This is a genomic window from Streptomyces malaysiensis subsp. samsunensis, assembly GCF_024519315.1.
Classification (GTDB): domain Bacteria; phylum Actinomycetota; class Actinomycetes; order Streptomycetales; family Streptomycetaceae; genus Streptomyces; species Streptomyces malaysiensis.
Genome location: NZ_JANIIC010000028.1, coordinates 22,037 through 43,094 on the forward strand (window position 1 = coordinate 22,037; position 21,058 = coordinate 43,094).

Annotated in this window: 20 protein-coding genes; 10 read left to right on the plus strand and 10 right to left on the minus strand. The window is 72.7% G+C overall.

Annotated features, from left to right (window positions below; genetic code table 11):
• Positions 1 to 463: 463 nt before the first annotated feature.
• Genes NQU54_RS23350 through NQU54_RS23365 form a run of 4 tightly spaced genes read right to left on the minus strand, consistent with a single transcriptional unit; the run spans position 464 to position 7,079 of the window.
• Complete coding sequence (locus tag NQU54_RS23350; protein WP_069864000.1) at positions 464 to 1,630, minus strand: acyl-CoA dehydrogenase family protein; 1,167 nt, start codon at positions 1,628 to 1,630, stop codon at positions 464 to 466.
• A gap of 3 nt (positions 1,631 to 1,633) precedes the next feature.
• Positions 1,634 to 2,566 (minus strand): hydroxymethylglutaryl-CoA lyase, encoded by a 933-nt coding sequence (locus NQU54_RS23355; RefSeq protein WP_257632796.1) that lies wholly within the window; start codon positions 2,564 to 2,566, stop codon positions 1,634 to 1,636.
• Positions 2,563 to 5,376 (minus strand): ATP-binding protein, encoded by a 2,814-nt coding sequence (locus NQU54_RS23360; protein WP_257632856.1) that lies wholly within the window; start codon positions 5,374 to 5,376, stop codon positions 2,563 to 2,565. The genes NQU54_RS23355 and NQU54_RS23360 overlap by 4 nt, the downstream gene beginning before the upstream one ends.
• 50 nt (positions 5,377 to 5,426) lie before the next feature.
• Positions 5,427 to 7,079, minus strand: a complete 1,653-nt coding sequence (locus tag NQU54_RS23365; RefSeq protein WP_093702289.1) for a carboxyl transferase domain-containing protein — start codon at positions 7,077 to 7,079, stop codon at positions 5,427 to 5,429.
• 117 nt (positions 7,080 to 7,196) lie between these two features.
• Here NQU54_RS23365 and NQU54_RS23370 point away from each other — a divergent pair, with 117 nt between their 5' ends.
• The 3 genes from NQU54_RS23370 (at position 7,197) to NQU54_RS23380 (ending at position 10,133) form a co-directional block, all read left to right on the plus strand.
• Positions 7,197 to 7,889, plus strand: a complete 693-nt coding sequence (locus NQU54_RS23370; protein ID WP_257632797.1) for an SACE_7040 family transcriptional regulator — start codon at positions 7,197 to 7,199, stop codon at positions 7,887 to 7,889.
• Positions 7,890 to 8,019: 130 nt separating this feature from the next.
• On the plus strand, positions 8,020 to 9,177 hold the full coding sequence (locus tag NQU54_RS23375) for an acyl-CoA dehydrogenase family protein (protein ID WP_069864006.1): 1,158 nt from the start codon (positions 8,020 to 8,022) through the stop codon (positions 9,175 to 9,177).
• Positions 9,178 to 9,236: 59 nt separating this feature from the next.
• Entirely contained in the window at positions 9,237 to 10,133 is an 897-nt protein-coding gene (locus NQU54_RS23380; RefSeq protein WP_257632798.1) for an acyl-CoA thioesterase, read from the plus strand.
• A 238-nt stretch (positions 10,134 to 10,371) separates the two neighbouring features.
• On the opposite strand, the gene NQU54_RS23385 is transcribed toward NQU54_RS23380, so the two are convergent.
• The 3 genes from NQU54_RS23385 to NQU54_RS23395 all read right to left on the minus strand — a co-directional run bounded on the left by NQU54_RS23385 (position 10,372) and on the right by NQU54_RS23395 (position 13,004).
• Positions 10,372 to 11,181: a phosphatase gene (locus NQU54_RS23385; protein ID WP_371350666.1), complete on the minus strand. Its 810-nt coding sequence runs from the start codon at positions 11,179 to 11,181 to the stop codon at positions 10,372 to 10,374.
• Between the two features lie 133 nt (positions 11,182 to 11,314).
• A complete protein-coding gene (locus NQU54_RS23390; RefSeq protein WP_257632799.1) occupies positions 11,315 to 12,703 on the minus strand; it encodes a DEAD/DEAH box helicase in 1,389 nt (462 codons plus the stop codon).
• Positions 12,704 to 12,800: 97 nt separating this feature from the next.
• Positions 12,801 to 13,004: a cold-shock protein gene (locus NQU54_RS23395; protein WP_020871138.1), complete on the minus strand. Its 204-nt coding sequence runs from the start codon at positions 13,002 to 13,004 to the stop codon at positions 12,801 to 12,803.
• A 294-nt stretch (positions 13,005 to 13,298) separates the two neighbouring features.
• Here NQU54_RS23395 and NQU54_RS23400 point away from each other — a divergent pair, with 294 nt between their 5' ends.
• A complete protein-coding gene (locus NQU54_RS23400) occupies positions 13,299 to 13,598 on the plus strand; it encodes an SCO5918 family protein (protein WP_257632800.1) in 300 nt (99 codons plus the stop codon).
• A gap of 35 nt (positions 13,599 to 13,633) precedes the next feature.
• Here NQU54_RS23400 and NQU54_RS23405 read toward each other — a convergent pair whose 3' ends face one another.
• Positions 13,634 to 14,248, minus strand: a complete 615-nt coding sequence (locus NQU54_RS23405; RefSeq protein ID WP_257632801.1) for a TetR/AcrR family transcriptional regulator — start codon at positions 14,246 to 14,248, stop codon at positions 13,634 to 13,636.
• Between the two features lie 88 nt (positions 14,249 to 14,336).
• Between NQU54_RS23405 and NQU54_RS23410 the strand changes: the two genes are divergently transcribed.
• Positions 14,337 to 14,768 carry an ArsR/SmtB family transcription factor gene (locus NQU54_RS23410; protein WP_257632802.1) on the plus strand — a complete coding sequence of 144 codons (432 nt, stop codon included), beginning with the start codon at positions 14,337 to 14,339 and terminating at the stop codon, positions 14,766 to 14,768.
• Positions 14,728 to 15,357, plus strand: a complete 630-nt coding sequence (locus tag NQU54_RS23415; RefSeq protein ID WP_257632803.1) for an SRPBCC family protein — start codon at positions 14,728 to 14,730, stop codon at positions 15,355 to 15,357. Before NQU54_RS23410 ends, NQU54_RS23415 begins: the two co-directional genes overlap by 41 nt.
• On the opposite strand, the gene NQU54_RS23420 is transcribed toward NQU54_RS23415, so the two are convergent.
• Positions 15,339 to 15,473: a hypothetical protein gene (locus tag NQU54_RS23420; RefSeq protein WP_257632804.1), complete on the minus strand. Its 135-nt coding sequence runs from the start codon at positions 15,471 to 15,473 to the stop codon at positions 15,339 to 15,341. The genes NQU54_RS23415 and NQU54_RS23420 overlap by 19 nt on opposite strands.
• A 182-nt stretch (positions 15,474 to 15,655) precedes the next feature.
• Here NQU54_RS23420 and NQU54_RS23425 point away from each other — a divergent pair, with 182 nt between their 5' ends.
• From NQU54_RS23425 to NQU54_RS23440, 4 genes are read left to right on the plus strand one after another with little or no spacing between them, the layout of a single operon-like run.
• Positions 15,656 to 16,579, plus strand: coding sequence for an alpha/beta hydrolase (locus NQU54_RS23425; protein WP_257632805.1), 924 nt, complete (start codon positions 15,656 to 15,658; stop codon positions 16,577 to 16,579).
• Positions 16,572 to 17,828, plus strand: coding sequence for an acyltransferase family protein (locus NQU54_RS23430; protein WP_257632806.1), 1,257 nt, complete (start codon positions 16,572 to 16,574; stop codon positions 17,826 to 17,828). Before NQU54_RS23425 ends, NQU54_RS23430 begins: the two co-directional genes overlap by 8 nt.
• Before the next feature lie 10 nt (positions 17,829 to 17,838).
• Positions 17,839 to 19,161 (plus strand): sensor histidine kinase, encoded by a 1,323-nt coding sequence (locus NQU54_RS23435; RefSeq protein ID WP_257632807.1) that lies wholly within the window; start codon positions 17,839 to 17,841, stop codon positions 19,159 to 19,161.
• Positions 19,158 to 19,835: a response regulator gene (locus NQU54_RS23440; protein WP_257632808.1), complete on the plus strand. Its 678-nt coding sequence runs from the start codon at positions 19,158 to 19,160 to the stop codon at positions 19,833 to 19,835. The genes NQU54_RS23435 and NQU54_RS23440 overlap by 4 nt, the downstream gene beginning before the upstream one ends.
• Positions 19,836 to 20,004: 169 nt before the next feature.
• Here the strand turns inward: NQU54_RS23440 and NQU54_RS23445 are convergent, their stop codons facing one another.
• A complete protein-coding gene (locus NQU54_RS23445) occupies positions 20,005 to 20,997 on the minus strand; it encodes a helix-turn-helix domain-containing protein (protein WP_257632857.1) in 993 nt (330 codons plus the stop codon).
• Positions 20,998 to 21,058: the final 61 nt, after the last annotated feature.

A 21,058-nucleotide genomic window follows, 5' to 3' on the forward strand; every position in this document is an offset into this window, starting at 1 on the left:
GGCCTCGGGCCTCCGGCCTCGGCCTCCGGCCCCCGTGCCTCGGGCTCCGGGCCTCGGAGCCGCCCACGGGCCTCGGGTCCCCGCCCCCGGGCTCCCGGCTCCCGGGCCTCGGGCCCTCGGGCTCCGGGTTCCGGCCCCGGGCGCCCGCCCTGGCGGGCGGGGGCTGGGTTGGAGCCGGTGCTGGGTGGGTTGGAGGCGGTGCCGCCCGGCTCGTGCCCGGGGCCTGTCGTCACGGCGTCGGGCACGAGCCGGGCCCCGAGGCCCCGGCCACGGGCGGTGGGCGGACCGGTGGGGTCCGCCGCCCGGCCGGGGGCCGGGTCCCGCACCTTCCCGGTGGGGCACCGCCGTTGAGGCGGTGCCCCACCGGGCGGTGCCCCACCGGGCGGTGCCCCACCGGGCGGTGCCCCACCGGGCGGTGCCCCACCGGGCGGTGCCCCACCGGGCGGCGCTCAACGCCGCTTGTTCAGCTCGCGAACCCCAGCTCCCGCGCAATCAGCATGCGCTGGACCTCGCTGGTGCCCTCGCCGATCTCCAGGATCTTGGAGTCCCGCCACATCCGGGCCACCGGATACTCGTTCATGAAGCCATAGCCACCGTGGATCTGGGTGGCCTCGCGGGCGTTGTCCACCGCGACCTCGGAGGAGTAGAGCTTCGCGATCGACGCCTCCTTCTTGAACGGCTCGCCCAGCACCAGCCGGGAGGCCGCGTCCCGCCAGGCCACCCGGGCCATATGAGCGCGCATCTCCATATCGGCCAGCTTGAACTGGATGGCCTGGTTGGAGCCGATGAGGCGGCCGAACGCCTCGCGGGTCCTGGCGTACGCCACCGACTCGTCCACACAGCCCTGGGCGAGCCCGGTGGCCAGGGCGGAGATCGCGATCCGGCCCTCGTCCAGTATCCGCAGGAACTGGGCGTAGCCCCGGCCCTCCGCGCCCAGCAGATTCGCGGCCGGGACCCGGCAGTCGGAGAAGGACAGCTCGCGGGTGTCCGAGGCGTTCCACCCCACCTTGGAGTAGGGGGCGGCCACGCTGAAGCCAGGGGTGCCGGAGGGCACGATGATCGAGGAGATCTCGGGGCGGCCGTCCTCCTTGCGGCCGGTGACGGCGGTGACGGTGACCAGCGCGGTGATGTCCGTACCGGAGTTGGTGATGAAGCACTTGGTGCCGTTGATCACCCACTCGCCCGTGGACTCGTCCAGCCGGGCCGTGGTGCGGGTGGCGCCCGCGTCCGAGCCGCCGCCGGGCTCGGTGAGGCCGAACGCGCCCAGGGTCTCCCCGGAGCAGAGCCCCGGCAGCCAGGTGCGCTTCTGCTCCTCCGTGCCATAGAGAAAGATCGGCATCGCGCCGAGCGAGACCCCCGCCTCCAGGGTGATCGCCACCGAGGAGTCCACCCGGGCCAGCTCCTCCAGGGCGAGGCACAGCGCGAAGTAGTCCCCGCCCATACCGCCGTACTCCTCCGGGAAGGGCAGGCCGAACAGCCCCATCCGGCCCATCTCGCGGATGATCTCGTACGGGAACTCATGGTGCTCCCAGTACTCCCCGATCTTGGGTGCGACCACATCGTGCGCGAACGCCTCGACGGTGCGGCGCAGTTCCTCGTGCTCGGCGGAGAGTCGGTGGTCGATCGACATGGCTCAGGTCTCCTTCTGGGAGAGGGCGCGGACGGTGCGGGACGGGCTGGGCCGGCCCAGGTGCCGGGCCATCCACACGCTGGTGGCGGTGAGACGGCCGATGTCGACCCCGGTCTCGATGCCGAGGCCGTCCAGCATCCACACGAGGTCTTCGGTGGCGAGATTGCCGGTGGCGCTCTTGGCGTAGGGGCAGCCGCCGAGGCCCCCGGCGGAGGCGTCGACGGTGGTCACACCGTGCTGGAGCGCGGTGAGGGTGTTGGCGAGTGCCTGGCCGTAGGTGTCGTGGAAGTGCACGGCCAGCCGGTCGTCGGCGATACCCGCCTCGTTGAGCGTGGCCAGCAGCTCCCGCACATGGCCCGGGGTGGCCACGCCGATGGTGTCGCCCAGGCTGATCTCGTCGCATCCCATGTCCAGCAGCCGGCGGCTGACCGAGACGGTCTGGGAGATCGGGACCGGCCCCTCCCACGGGTCGCCGAAGCACATCGACAGATAGCCGCGCACGGCCACGTCGGCGTCCTTGGCCTTGGCGACGACCGGCTCGAACATCTCCAGCGCGCCGTCCACCGTGCGATTGAGATTGGCCTTGGCGAAGGACTCCGTGGCGCTGGCGAAGACGGCGATCTCGCGCGCGCCCAGCGCGAGGGCGCGGTCCAGCCCGCGCTCATTGGGCACGAGCACGGGGAGCCGGGCGTCCACGTCGTCGATCAGCCGCATCAGCTCCTCGGCGTCGGCCAGTTGGGGCACCCACTTGGGATGGACGAAGCTGGTGGCCTCGATGGTGGTGAGGCCGGCCTCGGCGAGCCGGTGGATGAACTCCGCCTTGATGGCCGCCGGGACCAGCGCCTTCTCGTTCTGGAGCCCGTCGCGCGGGCCCACCTCGTGGATCCGGACCCGGGCGGGCAGCCCGGGGGCCGGGACGGTCATGGGGAGGGTCATCGCTCACGCTCCTCGCTCTCCTGCGGCTCGTGCGGGGTGACGACCGCCAGCAGCTGATCCATGGCGACCGTGCTGCCGGGGGTCACCTCGAGCTCGGTGACGGTGCCGTCGTGCGGCGCGGAGATGAGGTGCTCCATCTTCATCGCCTCGACCACCAGCAGGCCCTGACCTGCGGTGACCTCCTCGCCGACGGCCGCCTTCACGACGGTGACGGTGCCGGGCATGGGCGCCGTCAGCTCCCCGGCGTGCGCGGCGGCGGCCCCGCCGCGCAGCGCCTCCTCCACGGGGTCGTGCCCGACCACCCGCCAGGCGTCCCCGTCCCGCCCCAGCCAGTGGCTCGCGCCGTGCCCGGCATGGCGGAACCGGTGGGTGACCCCGCCGAGGTCCAGCAACACGGAGCCCTCGTCGAGGGCAATGAGCCGCGCCCGCACACCCGCACCCGCGTCGGCACCCGCACCCGCGTCGGCGTCGGCGGCCGGACGCCATGCGGCGTCCGCCCCCGCGCGGGCCGGAGCGGTGCTTGCGCCCGCGCCCGCGTCTGCGGGGGCCGGAGTGGTGGTGCCCGCGCCCGCGTCGGCCGCCGGGCGCGGGTCCGCCGCGCGCGGGGCCGTGCCCGCTGCCGCGCGCGCCCCGCCGGGGCGGCGGTCCGCTGCCGCGTGGTGGGCGGCGGCCCGCTCGTCCGCCTCCGCTTCCGGGATGCGCGCACCGGCGCCGGTGACGGTGGAGTTGGCGCTGGTCCGGGTGGCGAGGACCGCCGCGCCGCCCTCGCCCGTGCCCGTGGGGCGGGTGGGCTCGGCTGCCGTGGTCTGCGGTTCGTCGGTTCGGCTGGTGGTGGGGGTTTCCGTGTTGCCTTGGCTCGTGCCCGTGGGGCGGGTGGGCTCGGCTGCCGTGGTCTGCGGTTCGTCGGTTCGGCTGGTGGTGGGGGTCTCCGTGTTGCCTTGGCCCGTGCCCGTGGGCCGGGTGGCCTCGGTTGTCGTGCTCTGCGGTTCGTCGGTTCGGCTGGCGGCGGGGGTCTCCGGGGTGCCTTGGCCCGTGCCCTGGGGCCCGCTGGGCCGGTCCCTCGCCTCGGCTGCTGCCGGGGTTCCGCCGGGGCGGGCCGTCGAGCCGGTTGTTGCCGGGGTGGCGTCAGCGCGCTCGATGCGCAGCTCCGCGTCATGGGCCCGGCCGCGGACGCGGACCGTGACCGGGGGGTGGCCCGCCACGCGGAGGCGGTGGACGGTCCAGGCGGGCTCGGCGCCCAGCCGCCAGCCGGTCGGCACCGAGAACGGATCGACCCAGACGTCCGCGGCCGGGCCGCCGAGGGCGGAGCCGCCGGGCTCCGGGCGCCCACCGGATCCGCCGCCACGCGGAGCGGCGGGCTCCAGCGCCGCCTGGCGTAGTAGGGCCGCCGCCGCGTAGACCTCCTCCGGGACGGCCGCCGGGATCAACTGGGCCGCCGCGCGGTCGACCAGGCCCGTGTCGATCTCGCCCGAGGCGACCGCGGGATGGGCGGCCAGACGGCGGAGAAAGCCCGTGTTGGTGTCCACGCCGAGGACGGTCAGGGAGCCGAGCGCGGCGCGCAGCCGGCGCAGGGCGGTGGGGCGGTCGGGGCCGTGGGCGATGACCTTGGCGAGCATCGGGTCGTAGACCGTGCCGACCTCGGTGCCCGCGCTCAGCCCGGAGTCGACCCGCACCCCCTCGCCCTCCGGCTCGTCCAGCGCCAGCACGGTGCCGGCCGAGGGCAGGAAGTCCACCCGGCCGTCGGCCGCCGCGCGGGCGGTCTCGGCGCAGATACGGGCCTCCACGGCATGGCCGGCGAAGGCGATGTCGTCCTGCCCGAACGGCAGCGGCTCGCCCGCGGCGACGCGCAGCTGCCACTCCACCAGGTCAAGACCGGTCCGCCCGCCGACCGACACCGTCAGCTCGGTCACCGGATGCTCCACCTGGAGCCGGGTGTTCATCTCCATGAAGCAGTACGCGGACGGGTCGTCGCCCGGCACGATGAACTCGACCGTGCCCGCGCCCACATAGCCGCACGACCGGGCCGCCGCGACCGCCGCCTCGCCCATCCGCGCCCGGGTGGCCTCGTCCAGCAGCGGACTGGGCGCCTCCTCGATGATCTTCTGATGGCGGCGCTGGAGCGAGCACTCGCGCTCCCCTAGGTGGACGGCGTGCCCCTGACCGTCCGCCAGCACCTGGATCTCGATATGCCGGGGCCGGTCGATCCAGCGCTCCACCAGCAGCGTGTCATCGCCGAACGCCCCGCGCGCCTCCCGGCGGGCGGCCGCGATCTCATCGGCGAGCAGCGCCTCGTCGCGGACCAGCCGCATGCCCTTGCCGCCGCCGCCCGCCGAGGGCTTCAGCAGCACCGGCATCCCGATCTCCCGGGCGGCCGCGGTGAGCTGGTCGTCCGTCAGCCCGCTGCCCGAGGAGCCCGGCACCACCGGCACCCCGGCGGTGCGCACGGTCTCCTTGGCGCGGATCTTGTCGCCCATCAGCTCGATGGCCCCGGCGGGCGGCCCGATGAAGGCGAGCCCGGCGTCGGCGCAGGCGCGGGCGAACGCGCCGTTCTCCGCGAGGAAGCCATAGCCGGGGTGGACGGCCTGGGCGCCGGTGCGCGCCGCGGCCTCCAGCAGCCGCTCGATGGACAGATAGCTCTCCGCGGCGGGGGCGGGCCCGATCCGCACCGCCGTATCGGCCTCGCGCACATGGCGGGCGTCGGCGTCGGCGTCGCTGTAGACGGCGACCGAGCGCACCCCGAGCCGCCGCAGGGTGCGGATGACGCGCACGGCGATCTCACCGCGGTTGGCCACCAGGACGGTGTCGAACATCGCGGGCGACGGTCCGGCCGCCTTCGTAGCACTCATCGGGTGCATCCCCCTCACATCCGGAAGACGCCGTAGCCGGGCGCCACGGGCTCGGTGGCCGTACGGCCGGGCAGCGGTGCGTTGGCGCAGGCCGTAAGGGCGAGACCGAGCACCGTGCGGGTCTCCAGGGGGTCGATCACACCGTCGTCCCACAGCCGGGCGGTGGCGTAATAGGCGTTTCCCTGCGCTTCGTACTGCTCGCGGACCGGGGCCCGGAACGCCTCCTCTTCCTCGGCGCTCCACTCCTCCCCGCGCGCCTCCATCTGGTCGCGCTTGACGGTGGCGAGCACGGAGGCGGCCTGCTCACCGCCCATCACGGAGATCTTGGCGTTGGGCCACATCCATAGGAAGCGGGGCGAATAGGCCCGGCCGCACATCGAGTAATTGCCCGCGCCGTAGGAACCGCCGACCACGACCGTCAGCTTGGGGACGCGGGTGCAGGCCACGGCGGTCACCATCTTGGCGCCGTGCTTGGCGATACCGCCCGCCTCATAGCTGCGGCCCACCATGAAGCCCGAGATGTTCTGCAAGAAGACCAGGGGGATGCCGCGCTGATCGCACAGCTCGATGAAGTGGGCGCCCTTCTGGGCCGATTCGGAGAACAGGATGCCGTTGTTGGCGACGATGCCCACCGGATGGCCCATGATCCGCGCGAAGCCCGTGACCAGTGTGGTGCCGAACTCGGCCTTGAACTCGGCGAACCGCGAGCCGTCCACCACTCGCGCGATGACCTCCCGCACGTCGTACGGCGTGCGCGAGTCGACCGGCACCGCCCCGTAGAGCCCCGCCGGGTCCACCGCGGGCTCCTCGGAGGGCTCCAGCGGCCATGGCGGCGACCCCTGCCGCATCGGGGACGGCGGCAGGGTGGCGACGATGGAGCGGACGATCCGCAGCGCGTGGGCGTCGTCCTCCGCCAGGTGGTCGGTCACACCCGAGACCCGGGAGTGGACCTCGCCGCCGCCCAGCTCCTCCGCCGAGACGACCTCCCCGGTGGCCGCCTTCACCAGCGGCGGCCCGCCCAGGAAGATCGTGCCCTGCCCGCGCACGATCACGGCCTCGTCGCTCATCGCCGGGACATACGCCCCGCCCGCCGTGCAGGACCCCATCACCGCCGCGACCTGCGGAACCCCGGCGCCGGACATCCGCGCCTGGTTGTAGAAGATCCGCCCGAAGTGGTCGCGGTCCGGGAAGACCTCGTCCTGCATGGGGAGGAAGGCACCGCCGGAGTCGACCAGATAGACACACGGCAGGTGGTTCTCCAGTGCGATCTCCTGGGCGCGCAGATGCTTCTTCACCGTCATCGGGTAGTACGTGCCGCCCTTGACCGTGGCGTCATTGGCGACCACGACCACCTCACGGCCCGCCACCCGCCCGATCCCGGCGATCACCCCCGCCGCCGGGGCCTGGCCGCCGTACATCCCCTCGGCCGCGAGCGGCGCCAGCTCCAGGAACGGGGAGCCCGGATCCAGCAGTGTGTCCACCCGGTCGCGCGGCAGCAGCTTGCCGCGCGCGGTGTGCCGCGCCCGCGCCTTCTCCCCGCCGCCCAGCCGCGCCACGGCCAGCCTCTCGCGCAGCCGCGCGGCCAGCTCGCGGTGCGCGGCCTCATTGGCCTGCCAGGCGTCGGACGCCGGGTCGGCGCCGCTGCGCAGCGCCGGTGCCTGCTCCATGGCTACGAGCCCCCTCGCTCGGTCTCGCTCATCGGTCCCGCTCGGGTCCCGTTAGTGAACGTTAACTAGTTACCACCAGGTTAACGACCACTAACCCCGCTGTCTAGAATTGATTTCATGAGCACGCAAGCAGCCGCCCCGACCCGCCGTGAGCAGATCCTCAAGGAGGCCGCCCGGCTCTTCGCCGAGCGCGGCTTCCACGGCGTCGGCGTCGACGAGATAGGGGCGGCGGTCGGCATCAGCGGTCCCGGTCTCTACCGCCACTTCCCCGGCAAGGAGGCGATGCTCGCCGAGCTGCTCGTCGGCATCAGCGGCCGGCTGCTGACGGGGGGCAAGCGGCGGGCCGCCGAGGGGGAGGGGGCCGGGCACACGCCCGCCGAGGTGCTGGATTCGCTGATCGAGGGGCATATCGACTTCGCCCTCGACGACCGCCCGCTGATCATCCTCCACGACCGCGAGCTCGACCGGCTCCGGGACACCGACCGCAAGCTGGTGCGCTCGCTCCAGCGCCAGTACGTGGAGCTGTGGGTCGAGGTGGTGCGCGAGGTCTACCCCCGGCTCGCCGAGGCCGAGGCCCGCGCGTGCGTCCACGCCGTCTTCGGACTGCTCAACTCCACCCCCCACCTGGGCCGCCCCGGTGCCCTCCCGGGGCGCGCGGCCACCGCCGCCCTGCTGCGCCGGCTGGCCCTCGGCGCCTTCGGCGGTGCCCATGGCGCGGACGGCGCGGCGAGTGAGGCGGCCCGGAGGGGGCACCTCCCAGCGGTGGCTGGGGGAGAACCGGCCCCTGTAGAGGCTGGACAGGATCTGTGACTCGCGGGTAGCTTTCACTGAGCAAGCGCTTAGGTGAGTGCTGCCAAGCCATCATTGAGGAATCACGACGGCGGCCGGGCGGATCCGCGGACAGCGGCGGCGGCTTAGCCGCAAGGAGGGCCGCGCCAATATGCGCCGTACGGTGTTCAACGAGGACCACGAGGCGTTCCGGGAGACCATCCGCGACTTCATCGCGGCCGAGGTCGTGCCGTACTACGACCAGTGGCGGGAGGCCGGCCAGGCCCCGCGAGCGTTCTACAAGAAGCTCGGCGAGCTCGGCGTCTTCGGTATCGAGGTGCCCGAGGAGTACGGCGGGGCGGGCGAGACCAGCTTCAAGTTCAACGCCGTGATCACCGAGGAGACCGCCCGCGCCGGGGTCAGCTTCGGCGGCAGCGGCGTCCACACCGCGCTGTGCCTGCCGTACCTCCTCAAGTACGCCAACGAGGAGCAGAAGCGGCGCTGGCTGCCCTCCTTCGTCTCCGGCGACATGATGACCGCCATCGCCATGACCGAGCCCGGCACCGGCTCCGACCTGGCGGGCATGAAGACCACCGCCAAGCTCTCCGAGGACGGCACCCACTACGTCCTCAACGGCGCCAAGACCTTCATCACCGGCGGCGTCCTGGCCGACCGGGTGCTGGTCTGCGCCCGCACCGCCCCGCCCACCCCGGAGGACCGCCGCGGCGGCATATCCATCCTCGTGGTGGACACCAAGAGCGAGGGCTACGCGGTCGGCCGCAAGCTGGAGAAGCTGGGCCTGAAGACCTCCGACACCGCCGAGCTCTCCTTCACCGACGTCAAGGTGCCGGTGGAGGACCTGCTGGGCGAGGAGGGCAAGGCGTTCGGCTACCTCGCCCACAATCTGCCGCAGGAGCGCCTGGGCATCGCCGTCGGGGCGTACGCACAGGCCGTGGCCGCCGTACGGTTCGCCACCGAGTACGTCAAGGACCGGACCGTCTTCGGCCAGGCGGTGGCGTCGTTCCAGAACACCAAGTTCGTGCTCGCCGACTGCAAGTCCGAGGTGGACGCGATGCAGGCGGTCGTGGACCGGGCCCTGGACGCGCACGACGCCGGTGAGCTCACCGCCGCCGACGCCGCCTCCGCCAAGCTCTTCACCACCGAGCGCGCCGCCGTCGTCATCGACCGGTGCCTCCAGCTCCACGGCGGCTACGGCTACATGATGGAGTACCCCATCGCCCGGCTGTACGCGGACACCCGGGTGAACCGGATCTACGGCGGTACCAGCGAGGTCATGCGGTCCATCATCGCCAAGTCGATGGGGCTGTGACGACCGTCATGACCAGGGGCAACAGGACCGCAATACGGGTCTGCAAGACTGCTTGAACCATGAATGACGCACTTCAGGTCCTTCTCGATCTGCTCGACCTCGAGCAGATCGAGGAGGACATCTTCCGCGGCACCAGCGACGCCGCACCCCTCGTACCGCGGGTCTTCGGCGGTCAGGTCGCCGCCCAGGCCCTGGTCGCCGCGGGCCGCACCGTCCCCGAGGACCGCTCGGCGCATTCGCTGCACGCGTACTTCCTGCGGCCCGGCGACCCCGGGGCGCCCATCGTCTACACCGTCGACCGGATCCGGGACGGCCACTCCTTCACCACCCGCCGGGTGGTCGCCGTCCAGCACGGGCAGCCGATCTTCCATCTCTCGGCCTCCTTCCAGCTGTACGAGGAGGGCCTCGAGCACCAGGAGCCGATGCCGGACGTACCGGATCCGCTCTCCCTGCCGACCGCCGAGGAACTGCTGCCCCGCTATGAGCACCTCTTCCTCAGCCCCGGGGTGACCGAGCGGATGCTCCAGGCGCGCGCCGCGGTTGATCTGCGGTACGTGGACGAGCCGCCCTTCGGCAGCGTCGGACGGCCGCGCGAGCCGAAGTCGCAGGTTTGGTTCCGGACCAACGGCAAACTGGACGGCCTCGCCGACCACCCCCTGCTCCACGTCTGCCTGGCGACCTATGTCTCCGATATGACGCTGCTGGACTCCGTGCTGCTCGCCCATGGGCGCGGCGGCTGGACGGTCGGCGACATCGTCGGGGCCAGCCTGGATCACGCCATGTGGTTCCACCGGCCGTTCCGGGTGGACGACTGGCTGCTGTACGACCAGGAGAGCCCCTCCGCGTCCGGCGGGCGCGGGCTCGCCAAGGGCCGAATCTTCACCGCCGACGGGCGGCTGGCCGTCTCCGTGATCCAGGAGGGGGTCATGCGGGTGCCGCGCGGGAAGAAGAAGTGAGCGCGGCGGGCGGCGAGGCGGCCCGGACCCGCCGTAAGTCCGCGGGGACGGCCGGGGCCCGCCCGATGCCCGCCAGGGTGGCCCGGTCCCGCCGTATGCCCGCGGGGATGGCCGGGCCTCGCCCGACGTCCGCCACGGCGACCCGGACCCGCCGTAAGTCCGCGGGGATGGCCCGCCCCCGCCCGGCGTCTGCCACCGTGGCCCGTCGCCCGGCCTCCGGCACGGCCGCGCGGTGGCGTCAGAACTGGGCCGTCAGCCCGGCCGCGTCCAGCAGGTACGCCGTCATCGGGTCGTAGAACCTCGGGCTGGTGACGTGGTCGTCCAGCGGGACCACCGCCGACAGCGTGCCCTCGGACTCGCCGAGGAAGAGCGCCGGGTCGTTGCAGTCCGCGTAGCCGACCGCGTCGATGCCCCGCTGGCCCGCGCACCCCGCCCAGCCGTGGTCGGCGACCACCAGATCGGGCAGCGGCCGCCCCTCGCGGGCGAGCCCGTCGAGGATCGCCGCCATGGGCGCGGGGGAGTGGGTGTGCCACAGGGTGGCGCCCCGCTCCAGCATCGCCACATCGCAGAACTGGAAGACGTAGCCCTCGTCCGCGTCGAGCCCGGCGGGGATCTCCACGATCTCGCATCCGGCGGCCCGCAGCGCCGCCGCCGTGGCCCGGTGGACCTCCAGCAGCCCGCCCGGGTGCCCGGTGGCGAACAGCACCCGCTCGCCGGTCTCCGCCGCCTTCCGCAGCACCGCCGCCATCCGGTCCAGCGCGCCGACCGTCAGCTCCGGGTCGATGGTGTCCTGCCCCGAGCGGTGCTCCGGGTCGTCCACCACACCGCACCGCTCCGCCATGACCGCCAGCACGTCCTGTTCATCGGTCCAGCGGTCGCCCAGCTCCAGGCCGAGCCAGTAGTGGCGGTCGCCGTTCGCCAGCTTGCGGTAGTGGGAGAGGTTGTTCTCGCGAGGAGTGGCGACATCGCCCGCGATGCGCGTACGGATGAGGTGGTCGATCAGTTCGGCACGGCTGGGCACGGAGCTGGGTATCGGCATGTCGACCATTGTCGCCTCTCCGACGAGGGAATGGGGACATCCACCGCCGGTCGGGCGTGACACGATCATGGCGAAATGCCGGATGCCCGGAGAAATGCCGGATGTCCGCCCGGACAGCCGCCGCCCGGGACCCGCACCGGGCCTAACGGCCGGGCCGACGGCGCCTGGCGGGGCGACGGGCGGCCCTGCCACCACGGTGTGGCTGCGGCGGCGGCACGGGCGCGCTGATGGTCACGGGGACACCGGAGGGATCCTGCGCTCCGGTGATACGGGTGAGTTCGGGGTCGGTGGAGTGGACCTGGGCGGTCCGGGGGGTGATGCCCGCGTCGGCCATCAGACGGACCATGGCCCGGCGCTGGTCCGGGCCGACCAGCGTGATGACGCTGCCGGATCCGCCCGCACGGGCGGTACGGCCACCACGGTGCAGATAGTCCTTGTGGTCCGCGGGCGGGTCGACATTGACGACGAGGTCGAGATCGTCCACATGAATGCCCCGGGCGGCGACGTTCGTGGCCACCAGCGCGGTGACATGGCCGGATTTGAAGTGGTCCAGGGTCCGGGTGCGCTGCGGCTGGGACTTGCCGCCGTGCAGCGCGGCCGCCCGTACACCGTTGGCCAGCAGATGCTTGGTCAGCCGGTCGACGCCGCGCTTGGTGTCCAGGAACAGGATGACGCGGCCGTCCCTGGCGGCGACCCGGGTGACGACGGAGCGCTTGTCGGTGTCCGCGATGTGCAGCACATGGTGCTCCATCGTGGTGACGGCGCCGGCGGACGGGTCGAGTGAGTGCACGGCCGGATCGTGCAGGAACTGGCGCACCAGCAGGCCGATGTTGTGGTCGAGGGTCGCGGAGAACAGCAAGCGCTGACCGTCGGCGGGAACCTGCCGCAGCAGCCGGGTCACCTGGGGCAGAAAGCCCATGTCGGCCATCTGGTCGGCCTCGTCGAGGACGGTGGTGCGCACATGGTCCAGTCGGCAGTCGCCGCGCTCGATCAGGTCGTAGAGGCGCCCGGGGGTCGCGATGACCACCTCCGCGCCGCCGCGCAGGGCGTCCGCCTGGCGGTTGATCGACACTCCGCCGACCACGGTGGCCGGGCGCAGCCGCAGCCGCCGAGCGTAGGGGGTGAGCGCCTCGGTGACCTGCTGGGCCAGCTCCCGGGTGGGGACCAGCACCAGGGCGAGGGGGTGGCGGGGCTCGGCGCGCTGCCCGGCCGTGCGGGCCAGCAGGGCGAGGCCGAAGGCCAGGGTCTTGCCGGAGCCGGTTCGGCCACGGCCCAGGACGTCCCGGCCGGTGAGGGCGTTGGGGAGGGCGGCCGCCTGGATCGGGAAGGGCGTGGTGACGCCCTGCTGGGCCAGCTCGGTGAGCAGCTCCTCCGGCATGTCGAGTTCGGAGAACGACGTGACGGCGGGCAGTACCGGGGCGGAGCCGGGCGGCAGGGCGAATTCGTTTCCGCCGGTGGGGCGGGGGCGGCCATTGCCGGTGGCGCGGGAGGGCGCTGGTTTTTTGCGATACGAGCGGGGGGAACGGCTCAACGCGTTGCTTTCTGCTGGGCGCGGTTTGCGGAAATGCGTACGAGCCGGGGCCCGCACCCCTTCAGGTGCGGGCCCCGGCTTGTGATAGGCGCTGCGATCAGGCGGGAACGATGTTCTCGGCCTGCGGGCCCTTCTGGCCCTGGGTGACGTCGAAGGTCACCTTCTGGCCTTCCTGGAGCTCACGGAAACCGCTGGTCGCGATGTTCGAGTAGTGGGCGAAGACGTCGGCGCCGCCACCGTCCTGCTCGATGAAGCCGAAACCCTTTTCCGCGTTGAACCACTTCACGGTGCCAGTAGCCATGTCCTTCTCCTTCAGATAGGGATTGGTCCGGAACGCACAGGGAATGCGTCCCGAGTCGCCGAAATGACCCCATCCGGAAATGACCGGCAAAAACAAGTAATGCGCCTGAGGCTACATACCGTCAGGCGCACATAAGTCCATGAGTACCAAAACTGCAACTAACAGAGATCCTATCACGTGCGGCATCGGAGCGGCGGGAATCAGGTGGACGATTTTGCCGCCGAGCTGTCCCCTCCCGCTTCGAGGTGTGACACGCTGGTGTTTCCGACTCCCGTCTCTCCCTGCGGAGGCGCTATGCGCTGCATCATCGCCAATTACGCCTTCGACCTCACCGTGCGTGAGGTGACGGACGCGATGAGCGGCGTCACTCCCGAACCGATCACTGGTCCATCGGTCCAGATCGGCCGCCGCGTCTACCCGGTCAAGCAGGTGGGAGCGGTGATCACTCGTCAGGACCGCCGCGACTTCACGGCGGGAGAGGTGACCCGGGCCATGAAGCGCCTCGGCTTCACCTGCCATCCGGCGCCCACGGCCACGGCGTCCGGGGCCGTCGAGACCGCCTCCGAGCTGCTGGGGAAGCCTGCGGACAGCTGACGCCCGCCGCGGCCGCGCGGACGGCGCCCGATCCCTCATGGGTCGCCGGGCGCGGCGAGTGAGCGGTGAACGAGGTCCACGGCCTGTTCGGTGACCCGGTCCAGCAGTGGGTCGTCCACCGCGGAGAGCAACTGCATCCCGATGCCGCGCAGCAGCCCGGCGAGGGAGATCGCGACGCTGGGCGGATCGACGTCGGAGCGCACGGTTCCGTCCTCGATGCCCGCCCGGATGTCATCGGTGAGCCGCTCGCGGAACCACGCGTCGCGCTCGGCGAACAGAGGGCCGAGCACCGGATCCGAGGCCATCGACTCGGCCCACAGCAGCAGAAACGCCTGGCTCGCCGGCGCCCGGTCACGCAGGTTGACCAGATACGCCGAGACCAGCGCCGTGATCCGGGCGAGGCCCCCGCCCTCGACGGTCGGCAGATCGAACCGCTGGGCATGCCGTACGACGGCGGCGAGCAGCTGTTCGCGGCTGCCGAAGTGGTGGTGGACGATGCCGCGGCTGTATCCGGCGAGGCGTCCGACCTCGGCCAGTGAGACCGACCGGGAGCCGTTGCGGGCGATCAGCGTGGTGGCGGCGTCGAGGACGCGCTGCTCGGTCTCGGCCCGGCGCTCCTGCTGGGTCCGGCGCTTACTCTCGCCTGTCACGGCAGACATCGTACGGGGGCGGCCATGGCGGGCGCGCCATGCAAGTTAAGCGTTGACTTATATAAGCGGTGGCTGGCATAGTCCCGGCGTGCACGCACTCGATGTCCTCGGAGACCCCGTCCGGCGCCGGATATTGGAGCTGCTCGCCGAGGGGGAGCGATCCTCCGGTGAGGTCAGCTCGGTCATCCGGGCCGAGTTCGGCATTTCGCAGCCCGCCGTGTCACAGCATCTGCGGGTGTTGCGGGAGGCCGGATTCGCCTCCGTACGGGCCGAGGGCACACGGCGGTTATACGCCGTCGAGGCCGCGCCCCTGCGGGAGGTCGACCGGTGGCTGGACCGGTTCCGGGGCTTCTGGGAGCAGCGGCTGGACGCGCTGGGGACGGAACTGGCGCGGGGCAAGCGGCAGCGGCGGCTCGATCAGGGGCGCGGCGGCGACAGTCGAAATCCGACCGAAAAACCGAAAATGGGACGGACACGTCATGAGCGAGATCGTCGACCAGATCAACCAGGTCCACCGTAAGGTCGGCACCCGTGAGGTGCCCGAGGGCGAGGCCCGTACCGTTCTGCTGCGGCGCGCCTACGACGCCGCGATCGAGGACGTCTGGGACGCGTGCACCGACCAGGAGCGGATCAGCCGCTGGTTCCTGCCGGTGAGCGGCGACCTGAAGCTCGGCGGCCACTACCAGCTGGAGGGCAACGCGGGCGGCGAGATCCTGCGCTGCGAACCTCCGCGGCTGCTCGCCGTGAGCTGGCTGTTCGGCGAGAACCCCGGCTTCAGCGAGGTCGAGGTCCGGCTGACCGCCGAGGGCGAGGAGCGGACCGTGTTCGAGCTGGAGCACGTTGCCGTCGTACCGCCCGGGATGTGGGACCAGTTCGGCCCCGGCGCGGTCGGCGTCGGCTGGGACGGCGCGCTGCTCGGCCTCGCCCTGCATCTGGCGGACGCCACGCCCGCCGACCCGGAGGCGTGGCAGGCATCGGACGAGGCACGGGAGTTCATGACCCGCAGCAGCGAGCTCTGGGGCGCGGCGTACGAAGCCTCGGGGGCGCCGGCGGACGTGGTGGCGTCCGTGGTGCGGGCCACGACGGAGTTCTACGTGCCCAACGCGTAGCGGCGGCCGCCCGGGCCGAGCGCGGCCGGGGAGGTGACGGCCGACCGCGCCCGGTCGTCGAGGGTGCCGTTGAGGTCGGCCATGAGCACGGTGCGCCGCGGTGGTTCGGGGCGCACTGCGCGTCAACCGCGTATCGGCCGTGCACCCGGGCCCCACCGCGGCCGCCGCACCGGCCCGACCCCCTACCCGTCATACCTGGGGACTACCCCGCGGATGCACTCCCCGGTGGGACGCCAACCACACGGCCGGCTCCCTACCTTCCGTACCCAAGACAACTGTTGGTACGGAAGGAACTCCCATGGCGTCCCGTCTTCGCCGCGCCCTCCTCGCGGCGCTCGTCACCGCCTCGGTGGTGGCGCCCCTGGTGGGGGCCGCAGGGCCCACCGAGGTGCCCGCGCCCGCGCCCGTGGCGCTCGGGCCGGTGAGTGTCGCGGGGCTCGAGCACCGGTACTCGGCCAACCGGGAGGGGATCCGGGCGGCCGAGACGATGGCGGCCCGGCACGGGGACCGTGCGCGGGCGCGGGCGCTGCGGAAGATGCGGCGGCCCTCGCGGCACTTCCTGTCCTTCGACGGGCGGAACGGCGGCCGGGCCGTCGAGGCGTACGGGGATCTGGGCCGCGCCACGCGCATCGCCGTGCTGGTGCCGGGGTCGGACACCAACCTGGAGACGTACGACCGGTTCCGGGACGGGGCCCTCGCGCTGAGCCGGCGACTCGGCGGCGGCGCCGCCGTCATCGGCTGGCTCGGCTACAAGACGCCCGGCACCGTGGCACCCGAGGTGCTGACCACCGGCCGGGCCGCCGGTGCTGCCCCCCGACTGGCCGCGCTCGTACGGGAGTTGGGCGCGGCCAAGCCCCGGGCCCGGATCTCGCTGCTGTGCCACTCCTACGGCACCGTGGTCTGCGCCCGCGCCGCGCGGGGGCTGAACGCCTCGGACATCGTCCTCTACGGCAGCCCCGGTACGGGCTTCGACGACGCCCGGCAACTGCGCACCCGCGCCACCGTCTGGGCCGGGCGGGGCGGGAACGACTGGATCGGCGGGGTGCCGCATGTGCGGATCCCGCTGCTGGGCACGACCATCGGCTTCGGGACCGATCCTGTCTCCCGGAAGTTCGGCGCGCGGATCTTCGACGCGGGGGACGTCGGGCACAGCGGCTACCTCGAGCCCGGATCCACCGCCCTGGCGAGCCTCGGCCGGATCGTGGAGGGCCGCCATGCGTGACACGGTCCGTATACCCGACCTCGTGCGGCGGATCGAGGCCGCCACCCCGCCCGACCGCGACCGCGCCGTGGACGCCCTGCGGGCCTTCGCCATCCTCGGCGTGGTGCTCGGCCACTGGCTGGTGACCGCCCTCGTCGCCGACAGCGGCACCCTGCGCGCGGCCAGCCCGCTGCGGTACCAGCCCGAACTCTCCCCGGTCTCCTGGGTGTTCCAGACCCTCGCGGTGTTCTTCCTGGTCGGCGGGCAGATGGGCGCCAAGAGCCACGCCTGCGCCCGCGCCCGGGGCATCGGCTACCGGCGGTGGCTGCGCGCCCGGCTGGTCCGGCTGTTCCGGCCCGTCGCCGCCGTGCTCATCGTGTGGACCCTGGCGGCGGGGGCGATGCTCGGCTCCGGAGTGAGCCTGCTGACCGTGCACACGCTGCTCAAACTCGTCCTGTCCCCGCTGTGGTTCCTGCTGGTCTACGCGGCGCTCACGGCCGCGACCCCGCTGGTGGCGCGGCTGCATCCGCTGTGGCCGCTCGCCGTGGTGCTCCATGTCGATCTGATCAGGTTCGGCCTCGGCGGCCCGGCCTGGCTCGGCTGGATCAACCTGGCGGCGGGCTGGCTGGTCCCGTACTGCCTGGGCGCCGCCTGGGGCCGGGGTCTGCTGCGCGGGCGGACGGCCGGATGGGTGCTGCTGACCGGGGGCGCGGCGGTCACCGCGGGGCTCGTCCTGTTCGGCGGCTATCCGGCGGCGATGGTCGGGGTGCCCGGCGCCTCCGTCTCCAACCTCAACCCGCCCACCCTGGCGGCCGTCACCTTCGGTCTCGCCCAGTGCGGTGCGGCCCTGCTGCTGCGCGGCCCGCTGCGCCGGGTGCTGGCGCGGCCCGTCGCGTGGGCGGTGGTGGCGCTGGTCAACCTCTCCGCGATGACGGTCTTCCTGTGGCACCAGACCGCGATGATGGCGGTCACCGTGACCACCTTGCGTTCCGCCGGACCGCTGCCCGGACTGCACACCGTGCCCGACGGCCCCGGCTGGGTGCTGGCCCGGCTGTTCTGGCTGCCGGTGTTCGCGGGGGCGCTGCTGATCTGCTGGGCGGCGTTCCACGGGTACGAGGCGGGGCGGCCGCGGAAGGGCGGCGGCGGGCGCGTCGTCGGTGGCAACCGGACGGTGCGCGGCGGCAACCGGACGGTTCATGGTGGCGGGCGCGTCGTCCGCGAGGGACGTCCGGCACAGCGGACTCGGAACGGGGAGAAGCGAAGTGTTTAAGGTCAGGGCCATGACGGGCGGGCAGATGGCGGACCGGCTGGCGGAGGGCGTGCGCGCGGTGCCGGGCATCCTGCGAGCGGACCTGTGGACGGTGGCGCGCGATCCGCTGCCGCGGATGCGCTGGCTGGGTCGGCTGCCGCACGGCCATGTGGTGTTGTTCGCGGTGCTCATGGCCTGGCTCAGCATGGCGCAGTTCCAGGAGCCCGCCCGCCCGGGGACGGCCCAGGACCCGGTGCCGCTGATCGGGCTCGTCGTGCTCGAGGCGCTGGCCGTCCAACTGGCGCTGACCCGCCCGATACCGGCGTGGTGGCTCTCGACCGCCATGCTGCTGGCGACGGCGCTGAGCGTGGACGACCGCGTCCCCGCATATGTGCTCTACCCCTGGAACTACGGCCAGATCGCGCTGCACACCACCGTCCTGTTCCTCCTCGCGCTGCGGGTCCGCCCCCGGATCGCCGCCGAGGCGCTGATCCTGACCCTGCTGGTGGGGGTGGTCACCTCGGCCATCGCCACCCGGAACCACGCGGACGGCCTGGACGAGGCCATCGTGTCCTTCACGACCGCCGTGGTGGTGGGCGCCGCGCTGCGCGGCCGCCGGGTGGCGCGGAACCGGCTGGTGGAGCAGGAGGAGCTCACCGCGGAGGAACGCGCCCGGCGCACCCTGCTGGAGGAGCGCAACCGCATCGCCCGCGAACTGCACGATGTGGTGGCACACCATATGTCGGTGATCTCCATCCAGGCCCAGGTCGCCCCGCATCTGGCCGAGAACCCCTCCGACGAGCTCAAGGAGAACCTCGCGGGCATCCGCCAGAACGCGGTCGAGGCGCTGGCCGAACTGCGCCGCGTCCTGGGCGTGCTGCGCTCCGAGGACGCCCTGGCCGACGGCGCCCGGCACGCCCCGCAGCCCACTTTGGACCGGCTGGACGAACTGGTGGGCACGGTGCGCGGGACCGGGATCACGATCCTCACCGATGTCACCGGGGAGCGGCGGCCGCTGCCGCCGGGCGTCGAGCTGTCGGCGTTCCGCATCGTGCAGGAGGCGCTGAGCAATGTGATGCGGCACGCCCCGGGGGCGGAGGCGCGGGTGGAGCTGGGGTACCAGCGGCGCGGGCTCACGGTCCGGGTCGTCAACACCGCCCCGGACCGGCCCGCCCCGCCCTCGCCGGGCGCCGGGCACGGGCTGCTCGGGATGCGGGAGCGCGCTGCGATGCTAGGGGGTGAGCTGACCACCGGCCCGACGCCGGACGGCGGTTACGAGGTGACCGCCGTACTGCCCGCGCACCACCCCGCCCCGTCCACCGCCGCGACCGAAACCGCCGAGGACCCCGTATGACGACGACCATCCGTGTTCTGATCGCCGACGACCAGGTGATGGTCCGCCAGGGCTTCACGGTGCTCCTGAACGCCGAACCGGACATCGAGGTCGTCGGCCAGGCCGTGGACGGCGCCGACGCCATCGCCCAGGTGGCCGAACTCGCCCCGGACGTGGTCCTGATGGACATACGGATGCCGGGAGTCGGCGGCATCGAGGCCACCCGCCGGCTCACCGAACCCGCCGGCGCCACCGTCAAGGTCCTGGTTCTCACCACCTTCGACCTCGACGAGTACGTCTACGAGGCGCTGCGCGCGGGCGCCTCCGGGTTTCTGCTGAAGGACGCCTCGGCGGATGAGCTGGCCCATGCGGTACGGGTGGTGGCGGCCGGGGACGCGCTGCTGGCGCCGAACATCACCAAGCGGCTGATCGGCGAGTTCTCCCGGGTGACCGCCGCCGCCCCGCGCGCGCCCCTCCGGGACCGGGTGGGCGATCTGACCGAGCGCGAGACCGAGGTGATCACCCTGATCGCCCAGGGGTTGTCGAACGCGGAGATCGCCGCACGGCTGGTGGTGGCCGAGCAGACCGTGAAGACCCATGTGAGCCGGATCCTGTTCAAGCTGGGGCTGCGCGACCGCACCCAGGCCGCGGTCTTCGCCTACGAGACGGGCCTGGTGCGCCCGTCCGCGTCCTGACCGTCCCCGTCACGCGCGACGCGGTCCGTGCGGGTCCGTGCGGGTCCGCGTGAAGTCCGTGCACGGAGGATCAAGACACTGTGCACAGGAGGCCAACGACATCCCGGCGTCGCTGCGCCCATGCTGAACAGTGACGGGTGAGCAGGGGCGCCTACGGGGGGAGCCCCGCTCACCTGTTCGTCGCGAGCGCCAGCCGGCGGAAGTCCCGTGGGGGCACGCCATAGGCGCCGCGGAAGGCACGGCTGAAGTCCGCGGCGTGGCTGAAACCCCAGCGGGCGGCGATGACATGAATGGGGGTGTCGCCCAGGGCGGGGTCGGCGAGATCGTGGCGGCAGCGCTCCAGGCGCTGGGCGCGGATCCACGCGGAGACGGTGTGCCCCTGCTCCTCGAAGAGGCGGTAGAGGTACCGGAGCGAGATGTGATGGGCCGCGGCGATCGACACCGGGCTGAGCCCCGGGCGGTGCAGATTCTGCCGGACGAATTCCTGGATGCGTAACCGCAAGGTGCGCCGGCGGCTCTCGGGGGTGAGCCGGTTCTCGGCGCACGCCTCGGCACCGGCGTCCAGCTCATGCGCCAGCAGCGCGTTGAGCAGATCGACGGCGACGGCGCCGAGGCGCGGTGCGTCGGCCGGGCCGTAGCGGTCGGACTCGGTGGCCAGCCGGGTGAGGAAGTCGGCGAGCATGGCCCCGATCCCGGACCGCCCGGACAGCCGCCGCCCGATCAGCCGCTGGAGCTCGGTCACCGGGAACGGCAGCAGCGAGGGGCGGAGGGTGACCGTCATCCCGTCCACCCTGCCGCGCTCGCACACCGCCTGATACGGCACGGAGGTGGAGGTGAGCATGAACTGCCGGGCGCCGACCGTGGCCTCACCGTCCCCGTGGCACACATCGCTCTCCCCGCGCAGGGTCAGCCGCAGATGGTAGAGCTCCGGGTCGGAGCGGCGGATATGGGCCGCGGTCCGCTCGTTCCGCAGGGACGGTACGGAGGTGTAGGTGAGCATCACCTCGCCGAGGCCCATTCCGCCCCGTACGGTCGCGCGGAAGTCGTGTTCATGGTCGCTGCGCAGCTCCATCGGGATCGCGGCAAGCTCGCACAGGGCGCGCCAGGCGGCGAACCGCTCTGCGGGCGGGATGTCGTCGATCTGGAGCCCCGTCACGATCATCACCCTTTCGCGGTATGGCGGTGCGCTCTTCGGCGGACGCGACCTTAGACGGCCCTGCCAA

Excerpts from the sequence above, each read along its gene's own strand:
- NQU54_RS23440 (WP_257632808.1), top strand. The coding sequence starts at position 19,158 with ATGACGACGACCATCCGTGTTCTGATCGCCGACGACCAGGTGATGGTC.
- NQU54_RS23425 (WP_257632805.1), top strand. The coding sequence starts at position 15,656 with ATGGCGTCCCGTCTTCGCCGCGCCCTCCTCGCGGCGCTCGTCACCGCC.
- NQU54_RS23380 (WP_257632798.1), top strand. The coding sequence starts at position 9,237 with ATGAATGACGCACTTCAGGTCCTTCTCGATCTGCTCGACCTCGAGCAG.
- NQU54_RS23400 (WP_257632800.1), top strand. The coding sequence starts at position 13,299 with ATGCGCTGCATCATCGCCAATTACGCCTTCGACCTCACCGTGCGTGAG.
- NQU54_RS23430 (WP_257632806.1), top strand. The coding sequence starts at position 16,572 with ATGCGTGACACGGTCCGTATACCCGACCTCGTGCGGCGGATCGAGGCC.
- NQU54_RS23375 (WP_069864006.1), top strand. The coding sequence starts at position 8,020 with ATGCGCCGTACGGTGTTCAACGAGGACCACGAGGCGTTCCGGGAGACC.
- NQU54_RS23385 (WP_371350666.1), bottom strand. The coding sequence starts at position 11,181 with ATGGTCGACATGCCGATACCCAGCTCCGTGCCCAGCCGTGCCGAACTG.
- NQU54_RS23355 (WP_257632796.1), bottom strand. The coding sequence starts at position 2,566 with ATGACCCTCCCCATGACCGTCCCGGCCCCCGGGCTGCCCGCCCGGGTC.
- NQU54_RS23435 (WP_257632807.1), top strand. The coding sequence starts at position 17,839 with ATGACGGGCGGGCAGATGGCGGACCGGCTGGCGGAGGGCGTGCGCGCG.
- NQU54_RS23365 (WP_093702289.1), bottom strand. The coding sequence starts at position 7,079 with ATGGAGCAGGCACCGGCGCTGCGCAGCGGCGCCGACCCGGCGTCCGAC.
- NQU54_RS23415 (WP_257632803.1), top strand. The coding sequence starts at position 14,728 with ATGAGCGAGATCGTCGACCAGATCAACCAGGTCCACCGTAAGGTCGGC.
- NQU54_RS23395 (WP_020871138.1), bottom strand. The coding sequence starts at position 13,004 with ATGGCTACTGGCACCGTGAAGTGGTTCAACGCGGAAAAGGGTTTCGGC.
- NQU54_RS23445 (WP_257632857.1), bottom strand. The coding sequence starts at position 20,997 with ATGATCGTGACGGGGCTCCAGATCGACGACATCCCGCCCGCAGAGCGG.
- NQU54_RS23350 (WP_069864000.1), bottom strand. The coding sequence starts at position 1,630 with ATGTCGATCGACCACCGACTCTCCGCCGAGCACGAGGAACTGCGCCGC.
- NQU54_RS23360 (WP_257632856.1), bottom strand. The coding sequence starts at position 5,376 with ATGTTCGACACCGTCCTGGTGGCCAACCGCGGTGAGATCGCCGTGCGC.
- NQU54_RS23370 (WP_257632797.1), top strand. The coding sequence starts at position 7,197 with ATGAGCACGCAAGCAGCCGCCCCGACCCGCCGTGAGCAGATCCTCAAG.